The sequence below is a fragment of the Caulobacter sp. genome (assembly GCF_035254145.1).
Lineage (GTDB): Bacteria > Pseudomonadota > Alphaproteobacteria > Caulobacterales > Caulobacteraceae > Caulobacter.
The window spans coordinates 1-5,079 of the sequence record NZ_DATFAV010000132.1; the positions used below are offsets into that span (position 1 = coordinate 1).

The 5,079-nt window shown below is 71.3% G+C and carries 7 protein-coding genes and 2 pseudogenes; 1 reads left to right on the forward strand and 8 read right to left on the reverse strand.

The annotated features are described in order from the left end of the window. The 7 genes and pseudogenes from VJ655_RS21060 to VJ655_RS07850 form a co-directional block, all read right to left on the reverse strand. Window positions 1-81: pseudogene (locus tag VJ655_RS21060) on the reverse strand (hypothetical protein); the annotation flags it as partial. Further along, entirely contained in the window at window positions 80-709 is a 630-nt protein-coding gene (msrQ, locus tag VJ655_RS07825; RefSeq protein ID WP_324110506.1) for a protein-methionine-sulfoxide reductase heme-binding subunit MsrQ, read from the reverse strand. The gene msrQ and the pseudogene VJ655_RS21060, both read right to left, overlap by 2 nt. Further along, window positions 709-1,659 (reverse strand): protein-methionine-sulfoxide reductase catalytic subunit MsrP, encoded by a 951-nt coding sequence (msrP, locus tag VJ655_RS07830; protein ID WP_324110507.1) that lies wholly within the window; start codon window positions 1,657-1,659, stop codon window positions 709-711. Before msrP ends, msrQ begins: the two co-directional genes overlap by 1 nt. 69 nt (window positions 1,660-1,728) lie before the next feature. Continuing rightward, a complete protein-coding gene (locus VJ655_RS07835) occupies window positions 1,729-2,343 on the reverse strand; it encodes a periplasmic heavy metal sensor (protein WP_324110508.1) in 615 nt (204 codons plus the stop codon). Then, window positions 2,340-2,798 carry a hypothetical protein gene (locus VJ655_RS07840; RefSeq protein WP_324110509.1) on the reverse strand — a complete coding sequence of 153 codons (459 nt, stop codon included), beginning with the start codon at window positions 2,796-2,798 and terminating at the stop codon, window positions 2,340-2,342. The genes VJ655_RS07835 and VJ655_RS07840 overlap by 4 nt, the downstream gene beginning before the upstream one ends. A 13-nt stretch (window positions 2,799-2,811) precedes the next feature. After that, complete coding sequence (locus VJ655_RS07845) at window positions 2,812-3,366, reverse strand: RNA polymerase sigma factor (protein WP_324110510.1); 555 nt, start codon at window positions 3,364-3,366, stop codon at window positions 2,812-2,814. 26 nt (window positions 3,367-3,392) lie between these two features. Next, complete coding sequence (locus VJ655_RS07850; RefSeq protein WP_324110511.1) at window positions 3,393-3,815, reverse strand: EF-hand domain-containing protein; 423 nt, start codon at window positions 3,813-3,815, stop codon at window positions 3,393-3,395. Between the two features lie 117 nt (window positions 3,816-3,932). On the opposite strand from VJ655_RS07850, the pseudogene VJ655_RS07855 reads away from it, so the two are divergent. Continuing rightward, window positions 3,933-4,068 (forward strand): annotated as a pseudogene (locus tag VJ655_RS07855) (hypothetical protein); the annotation flags it as partial. 29 nt (window positions 4,069-4,097) lie between these two features. Here VJ655_RS07855 and VJ655_RS07860 read toward each other — a convergent pair. Further along, window positions 4,098-5,079, reverse strand: a 982-nt coding sequence (locus tag VJ655_RS07860; protein ID WP_324110512.1) for a DUF294 nucleotidyltransferase-like domain-containing protein, incomplete at its 5' end; no start/stop codon positions are given.

The window sequence follows — 5,079 nt, forward strand, 5'->3', positions numbered from 1 at the left end:
GCTCGAAGAGACGACGGAGGGGGAAGAGGCCGGGCCAGGACAACTCCCCCCTCCGGTCGCTTCGCGACCACCTCCCCCGCTAGGGGGAGGATTTCGGCGCCGGCCGCCAAGCCTCCCACGCCCGCCATCCCAGCAGCACCGCCAGGATTGCGCCGTACGCCAGCGGCGGTCGGTGATCCGCCTTGACCAGCAGGTAGTAGTGAACGACCCCAAGCGGGACGATCACATAGACCAGCCGGTGCAGGCGGCTCCACGCCGCGCGGCCCATGCGGATGACCCAGCCGTTGGTCGAGGTCACCGCCAGCGGGATCAGCAGCACGAAACCCAGCATGCCCAGGGTGATGAAGGGCCGCTTGAGGATGTCCTTCCACAGCTGCTTGAAGTCGAAGAACAGGTCGACGCCCACGTAGCTGAAGAGATGCAGCACGATGTAGCTGAAGGCGAACAGGCCGATGGTTCGCCGAAACCGCACCAGCCTGGGCGCCTTGAAGATCCGCGCGGCGGGCGTGATCGCCAGGCCGACCAGCAGCAGGCGCAGCCCCCAGACGCCCAGCTGGCGGATCAGGGTCTCGATCGGATTGGCGCCGAGGTCGCCCGCGAAGCCTCGCCACGCCAGCCAGGCCAGCGGCGCGAAACAGGCCAGCCAGACCAGGGCGTAGACGGCGTTGTCCCGAAGCTTGGAGGGGCGCTTCTTCTTGGCGGACGCCATCAATAGAACCGCTTCAGATCCATCCCGCGATACAGGTCCGCCACCCACTCGCCGTAGCCGTTGAACGGCAGGGTCTCGCGGCGACGGAATTCGCCGATGCGGCGCTCGGTGGCTTGCGACCAGCGGGGATGATCCACGGCCGGATTGACGTTCGAATAGAAGCCGTATTCGCGCGGCGCCAGCCGGTTCCAGGCGGTGGCCGGCTGCTGCTCGACCAGGCTGATCCGCACGATCGACTTGATGCCCTTGAAGCCGTACTTCCAGGGCACGACCAGCCGCAACGGCGCGCCGTTCTGGTTGGGCAGGACGTCGCCATAGAGACCGACCGCCATCAAGGTCAGGGGGTGCATGGCCTCGTCGATCCGCAGGCCTTCGCGATAGGGCCAGTCCAGGGTGTTCCAGGTTTGGCCGGGCATCTCCGAGGGCCGCATCACCGTCTCGAACGCCACGAACCTGGCCTTCGAGGTCGGCTTGACCGAGGCCAGCAGGTCCTTCAGCGGAAAGCCGACCCACGGGATCACCATCGACCAGCCCTCGACGCAGCGCATGCGGTAGATGCGCTCCTCGAGCTTGTTCTTGCCGATCAGGTCCTCGATCCCGACCGTGCGCGGCGCCTCGCAGGCGCCGTCGATGCGAACGGTCCAGGGGCGCGGCTTGAAGCGGCCCGACTTCTCGGCCGGATCGCCCTTGTCGACGCCGAACTCATAGAAATTGTTGTAGCCGGTGACGTCCTCGCGCGGGGTCGCTTTCTCGGTCGTCGAGAAGCCCTTGCTGAACGCCAGCCCCGCCTTTGCTTGTTGGGCTTGGGCCTCGCCCGCCGCCGCGCCGGCCAACCCCACTCCAGCCAGGCCTACCCCAGCCAGGCCCGCCATCAGGGTCCGGCGCTCCAGGTAGAGGCCATGGTCGGTGACGTCGTTGTCGGTCAGGTCGGGGGCGTGGCGGATCAGCATGGGACGCTCCGAAGCGGGCTACGTCAGTGATACGACGGGCGCCGGCCTTTGGTTACGTCGGCGCGCGATTTATTCGACGCCGCGCTGAAGCAGGCGCTGGCGCGGCGCGTAGATCCGCGAAAGCCCCTCGGCCAGCACCGCGCGTTCGGCGGGCGACAGGGTGGCGGCGTAGGCGGCCAGCGCCGCCTCGACATTGCCACGCGCCTGGATGTCCAGGGCGCGGGCCGCGGCGAGCCGTCGCCCGACCTCGGCCGGGTCGTAGCTGGACGAGCGCAGCGCCGCCAGCGCCGCCTGACGCTCGACCCGGGCCTGACGGCTGATCGGCTGGTTCTTCTGGTTGGCGGCGTGCAGGGCCTGGCGCAGAGCGCGACGGCTTTCGGGCGAGAGCCCCTCGCCGGCTGTCCACAACGGCGGACGGGCCGTCCGCTCGGCCACGGGCGCCGGGCTCGTCGGCGGCGCGGACCCAGCGCCGGCTTGCCGCCTGGCCGCCGGTTGCTCGGGCGGTTGCCCGGGCGGCGGGGCGACGACCGGCGTGGGCGGCGCCGGCTGGGGCGCGGGCGACAGGGCCGCGGGCGGCGGGCTGAACAGCCGCACCCAGGCCACCCCGGCCAGGCCGCCGATCAGGAAGACGTTGAGGGCCGCCGAAACGATTAGGCCGACCAGCAGCGAGCGCGACAGGGTCATAGGGCGGCGGGCTCCTCGAGGGCGTCCTGCAGGTCGGTGGCGAAGTCGACGGCCGTCACCGTGTCGCCGCGCGGCGTCGCGGTCTGGACGGCCGGGGCCACGACGGGATCGGCTCGCCCGCCGACCGCCACCCCGGCCGCCACGCCCGCGAAGGCGGCGGCCGACAGGCCCAGCGCGGCCGACAGGCCCGCGATCCAGCGGCCGGCGGCCCCAGGCGCGCTCGGCGCGGCGGCGACCAGCCGGCCCAGCAAGGCGGAGTCGGGCGCCTGGGCGGGGGCGAGGTCCAGCAGGCGGTCCAGGTGGGCGGCGGCGTCCAGCACCGGCGCCAGTCGATCAGGATGGGCCGCCAGCAGGGCGCGGGCGGCCTCGCGCTCGGCCTCGGGCCAGCGCGCGATCTCGCCGCCATGGATGTCGGCCAGCGCCTCGAAGCGCCCTTCGGACATTTCCGTCATCATCACCGCGCCTCCTTCATCCCGCTCGCAGATCGGCCAGCGACGCCTTCAACGTCCGGCGGCCGCGCGAGAGCAGGCTCTCCAGGGCCTCGACGCTGATCGCCATCAGCGCCGCGGCCTCGATATTGCCCAGCCCCTGGTGGTGGCAAAGCACGATCGCCTCGCGCTGGCGCGCCGGCAGGGCCGCCAGCGCCGCCTCGACGCGCCGCGACAGCTCCGCGCCCAGAAGACCCGCGTCCGGCGCGGGGCCAGGATCGGCCTGTTCCGGCGGCGCGTCGGTCACGACCTCGCGCCGACGCCGCAGGCGATCGTAGCAAAGGTTCAGGGCCACCCGATGCAGCCAGGTGTCGAAGCGCGCCCCGCCCGGTCTCCAGGCCCGGGCCTGCTTCCAGGCGCGCAGGAAGGTCTCCTGAGCGACGTCCTCGGCCTCGACCGCGTCGTTCAGCATGCGCCGAGCCAAGGCCAGAATACGCGGGAGGCGTCGGTCCAGCAGGGCGCGGACGGCGGTGGGGTCGCCCCGCCCCACCCCCTGCAGCAAGGTTTCGTCGGGATCGTTCCCGTCGGACGCCAAGCTTCAACTCGCCGCGCACGTGGCCATCAGACCCCGACCTTGGCCTTGCCGTGCTTGGCCTGCAACTCCTCCAGCGTCAGGACGCCATCGTTGTTGGCGTCCATCCGCTTGAACCGCCAGGCCAGGACCTTGTCGGCCTCGGCCCGCGACAGCGAACCGTCCTTGTCGGCGTCGAAGCGCGCGAACATCCGATGGCCCCGCTTGCCCGCCTTGGCGGCCTTGGCGTCGACCTTGGCGTTCTGCTCGCGGAAGGCGGCGAACTCCTCGGGAGAGATCTTGCCGTCCTTGTCGGCGTCCAGCCGCGCGAACATCTTGTCGCCGTTCGCGGTCTGGAACTGTTGCAGGGTCATGCCGGCGGGGGCCTGGCCCGTTGGCGCGGCGGTCTGGGCCAGCGCGGGCGCCGCCACGGCGAGCAAAGCGCCGGCGGCGATCAGGGTGCGTACGATCATCTGTCTCAAGGTCTCCGAAGGTGGAAGGCCCGTCCCGGAGAGTGAAACGCGTGGCGTGGGGGATTCCGTCGCGAAGGGCGTTCGAATTTCCGCCGATACGCTCCTCGCCATCCCACTCTGCCGTCATTCCCGCCCTTGTGGCGGGAACCCCTCTGTCGGCCGCAAGGGCGGAAGGGGCGGACTGCCAAGCAGTCCGCTTGCGTCTCACGCGTCAGCTGAACCAGGGGTTCCCGCCACAAGGGCGGGAATGACGGAGAAAGAGCAGGCGCTATCTACCAACCCCTACCCCATCACCACAGCCTCATACGCCGCCCGAGCCTCGGCCTTGGCCTTGGCCAGCTTGGGCTTCAGCGACTTGAACTGGGAGACGCCGCCGGCCTTGGCCAGCAGGGCCTTGAAGGCCTTGGGCTCGGCCTCGGGGTCGCCGCCGTCCTCCAGGGCCACCTTGATCAGTTGGGACAGATCCTGCTCCAGCCGCCAGGCGGTCTCCAACCGGGCCAGGGCCCCGTCGTCGGCCAGGCCCGCCGCGCGCAGCGACGCCAAGGCCTCGCCGGTATTCTGGGCCAGGGGGCCGCCCTGGGCCGCGTGGGCCAGCTGCAGGAACTGGGCGGCGAACTCGACGTCCACCAGCCCGCCGGGATCGAGCTTCAGGTCCCAGTCGCCCTTGCCAGGGCGCTCGCGCTCCATCAGCTGGCGCATCTCGATGACGTCGGCGGCGGTCTTCTTCCACTCGCGCGGCCGGCGCAGGGCCGCCTCGATCGCCGCCTCGGCGCGGGCCTTGAAGTCCGGCGAGCTGGCCCAGACCACCCGGGCGCGGGTCAGGGCCAACAGCTCCCAGGTCTCGGCCTCGCGCTCGTAATAGTCCTCGAAGGCCGCGAAGCTGACCGCCACCGGCCCCTTCGTGCCGGAGGGCCGAAGCTTCAGGTCGACCTCGTACAGCGTCCCCTCGCCCGTCGGCGCCGACAGGGCCGAGGTCAGACGCTGGGTGAAGCGGGCGTAGAAGACGTCGGCGCTCCACTCCTTGATGGCGGACTGGGCCGCCGGCCCATCGGCGACGTAGAGGGTCATCAGGTCGAGATCGGACTTGGCGGTCATCTCGCGCGAGCCGGCCTTGCCCAGGGCCACCACCGCCACCTGGCCGGGGAAGGCGCCGCCCAGCCGCTCGACCTCCGCCAGGGCGGCGGGCGCCAGGCCGCCGATGATCAGGTCGGCCAGCTCGGCGAAGGCGCGGCCGATGTCGCGGGCGTCGGCGCTGCCGCTCATC

Coding starts and splice junctions, on each gene's coding strand:
- msrQ (WP_324110506.1), bottom strand. CDS start 709: ATGGCGTCCGCCAAGAAGAAGCGCCCCTCCAAGCTTCGGGACAACGCC.
- VJ655_RS07835 (WP_324110508.1), bottom strand. CDS start 2,343: ATGACCCTGTCGCGCTCGCTGCTGGTCGGCCTAATCGTTTCGGCGGCC.
- msrP (WP_324110507.1), bottom strand. CDS start 1,659: ATGCTGATCCGCCACGCCCCCGACCTGACCGACAACGACGTCACCGAC.
- VJ655_RS07840 (WP_324110509.1), bottom strand. CDS start 2,798: ATGATGACGGAAATGTCCGAAGGGCGCTTCGAGGCGCTGGCCGACATC.
- VJ655_RS07850 (WP_324110511.1), bottom strand. CDS start 3,815: ATGATCGTACGCACCCTGATCGCCGCCGGCGCTTTGCTCGCCGTGGCG.